At 38.5% G+C, this 1,430-nt stretch carries 3 protein-coding genes; all 3 read right to left on the bottom strand.

Translation table 11 applies throughout. The annotated features are described in order from the left end of the window. Window positions 1-490, bottom strand: a 490-nt coding sequence (locus BM095_RS16285) for an ATP-binding cassette domain-containing protein (protein ID WP_143083253.1), incomplete at its 3' end; no start/stop codon positions are given. Then, entirely contained in the window at window positions 487-876 is a 390-nt protein-coding gene (locus tag BM095_RS16280) for a GntR family transcriptional regulator (protein WP_091664334.1), read from the bottom strand. The genes BM095_RS16285 and BM095_RS16280, both read right to left, overlap by 4 nt. A 165-nt stretch (window positions 877-1,041) precedes the next feature. Beyond that, window positions 1,042-1,430: hypothetical protein (locus BM095_RS16275; protein ID WP_218151641.1), on the bottom strand; the 389-nt coding region annotated here is incomplete at its 5' end.

Raw genomic sequence — 1,430 nt, 5'->3', positions numbered from 1 at the left:
CATCCTTTCTGACAAAGAAGTCAAGCCCATTCATAGGTTCATCCAAAAGGATATATGACGGGTTAACGGCAAAAGCAAGGATAAGACCAAAAAGCGCTCGTTGTCCTTTGGAGAAGTGCCGGACCCGCTTCACTTCCTGTAAAGAAAAGCGCTGCATCAATTCCTCGTATTGGGTTGCATTAAATGAAGGATACGTTTGCTCATACATATAACGAACGCTTTTCGTAGTCAAGGACTGAAGGTAGAGGAGATCTGTATCCATGTAAACGGTACGTGCCTTTAATTTCGGGTATTTGTGTAGGTTGGTCTCATCTATAAAAATATTACCAGTGTCTGGTCGAATAATATCGGCCAATATTTTCAATAACGTTGTTTTTCCTGATCCGTTCCTTCCTATAAGTCCTGTAAGAGTACCGGGCTGAATAGAAAAAGAAACGTCGTGGAGTACTCGTTTTTCATTTATGTATTTTGATATCTGTTGTACTTTCATTTTCCGTCCCTACCTTTAAATGTTTGATAATACTCACTCACCCACTGCTGCAGCGTTTGCTCGGTTACATTGGCGTAAATGCTTTCCAATACTGCCTCTTTCACTTTTTCCCTTACTAGGAGTGCGGATTCTTTTGTCATCTCTTGTTTAATATTTTCCGAAATAAAGGTTCCCCTTCCGCGTATGACCATTAATATTCCTTGTCTCTCCAACTCTTTATAAGCTTTGCTGACAGTGTTTGGATTGATCTGTAACTGTGCGGATAACTCCCGAACGGCAGGAATCTTTTCTCCCTTTTCTAATGCTCCCACAGCAAGTAGTTCCTTTATTTGTTGAATAATTTGTTCGTAAAGTGGGAGTGGATCTTGGAGGTTTAAGTTAATCATTCACATAGACATCCCCTTAACTAAGTGTACTAATTGAACTATAACACACAGTACTCTATTAAGGAATAAAAATTTTCCTTTTGTTTTAAGAAGTGATATAAAGAAAAGAGGATTGCTGATAATAGATGATCAGCAACCCTTTAACAAAAATTAAGGCTAATTCATTTAAGTGATAGCACTATCGTCAATCAAAGAAACCATATTGCTAATAGAACGACCAACTCCTGCACCGTAGTTAACATTTCCAATCTTCATAGTTGTTGACCCTCCACCGTCCAACATAATGAATAAACGGGGGTCATAACCCATGTCGTAAATATCCTGTTTCACCTCAGGAACGGTTCTGTTAGTTCTAGTTATCGCTAATATAATTTGTGTTCTACTAGTAGTATCTACAATTCCCATTATTGTTCTCGGGCGATTTAAGCGATAATCTCCAAGGGCATAATCTGAATCCTCGTTAAAAGCCTTGCCACTTATAATCCATTCCATATTGTCTCGTCCTTCTTTTGCAAATATGTCACTTATATCTGTGTAAGTTCCTCTTTTGCCAA

The sequence above is a fragment of the Alteribacillus iranensis genome (genome assembly GCF_900113025.1).
GTDB lineage: Bacteria > Bacillota > Bacilli > Bacillales > Marinococcaceae > Alteribacillus_A > Alteribacillus_A iranensis.
This window is presented reverse-complemented; position numbering and strand designations above follow the sequence as displayed.

What these genes read in the sequence shown, in the direction of transcription:
- BM095_RS16280 (WP_091664334.1), bottom strand. Translation starts at nt 876, where the DNA reads ATGATTAACTTAAACCTCCAAGATCCACTCCCACTTTACGAACAAATT.